Below are 927 nucleotides of genomic sequence, written 5' to 3' on the forward strand. Positions count from 1 at the left end.
AGTCTGGTGGCGATAGCGAGACGGCCACACCCGTTCCCATGCCGAACACGGAAGTTAAGCGTCTCAGCGCCGAAAGTAGTTGGGGGATCCCCCCCTGTGAGGATAGGACGTTGCCAGGCTTTGTTTTTTCAAAAAAATTATTGACTTTGTCCCTATGGAGATTTAAAATAGGTAAAGTCGATATAATAAAAAACGGTCCCGTGGTGTAGGGGTTAACATGTCTGCCTGTCACGCAGAAGATCGCGGGTTCGAATCCCGTCGGGACCGCCATTTTAATTTAACTTAATAGGTATGGCTTTGTAGCTCAGTTGGTAGAGCAAAGGACTGAAAATCCTTGTGTCGGCGGTTCGATTCCGTCCAAAGCCACCATTTACAGCGCCGGTGTAGCTCAGTTGGTAGAGCATCTGACTTGTAATCAGAGGGTCGAGGGTTCGAATCCTTTCGCCGGCACCATTTTTTCATGGCGGTTGTGGCGAAGTGGTTAACGCACCGGATTGTGATTCCGGCATTCGAGGGTTCAATTCCCTTCAGCCGCCCCATATTATAATTAATGAGCCATTAGCTCAGTTGGTAGAGCATCTGACTTTTAATCAGAGGGTCGCAGGTTCGAGCCCTGCATGGCTCACCATTTCTCATTAATTTTTAACACATAATTTATAACTTGCGGGTGTGGCGGAATTGGTAGACGCGCTAGACTTAGGATCTAGTGTCTTTGACGTGGGGGTTCGAGTCCCTTCACCCGCATCTCTAAAAACGCGGAAGTAGTTCAGTGGTAGAATACGACCTTGCCAAGGTCGGGGTCGCGGGTTCGAATCCCGTCTTCCGCTCCAATTTAACATGCGGTCGTGGCGGAATCGGTAGACGCGCTAGGTTGAGGGCCTAGTGGTGGTTAACACCGTGGAGGTTCAAGTCCTCTCGACCGCACCA

General features: G+C 50.1%; 8 tRNA genes and 1 rRNA gene. All 9 read left to right on the forward strand.

Annotation, left to right across the window (positions count from 1 at the left end):
* Positions 1-2 precede the first annotated feature (2 nt).
* The 9 genes from rrf to KNP03_RS13405 all read left to right on the forward strand — a co-directional run bounded on the left by rrf (position 3) and on the right by KNP03_RS13405 (position 927).
* Positions 3-119: ribosomal RNA gene (gene rrf, locus KNP03_RS13365) — 5S ribosomal RNA — on the forward strand.
* A 75-nt stretch (positions 120-194) separates the two neighbouring features.
* A tRNA-Asp gene (locus KNP03_RS13370) sits at positions 195-270 on the forward strand.
* A gap of 23 nt (positions 271-293) precedes the next feature.
* Positions 294-369 (forward strand) — tRNA-Phe (locus KNP03_RS13375).
* Between the two features lie 8 nt (positions 370-377).
* A tRNA-Thr gene (locus tag KNP03_RS13380) sits at positions 378-453 on the forward strand.
* A 10-nt stretch (positions 454-463) separates the two neighbouring features.
* Positions 464-539 (forward strand) — tRNA-His (locus KNP03_RS13385).
* Positions 540-552: 13 nt separating this feature from the next.
* Positions 553-628 (forward strand) — tRNA-Lys (locus KNP03_RS13390).
* A 35-nt stretch (positions 629-663) separates the two neighbouring features.
* Positions 664-744, forward strand: a tRNA-Leu gene (locus tag KNP03_RS13395).
* A gap of 11 nt (positions 745-755) precedes the next feature.
* Positions 756-830 (forward strand) — tRNA-Gly (locus KNP03_RS13400).
* A gap of 9 nt (positions 831-839) precedes the next feature.
* Positions 840-927 (forward strand) — tRNA-Leu (locus KNP03_RS13405).

Source organism: Exiguobacterium algae, assembly GCF_018617875.1.
Lineage (GTDB): Bacteria > Bacillota > Bacilli > Exiguobacteriales > Exiguobacteriaceae > Exiguobacterium > Exiguobacterium algae.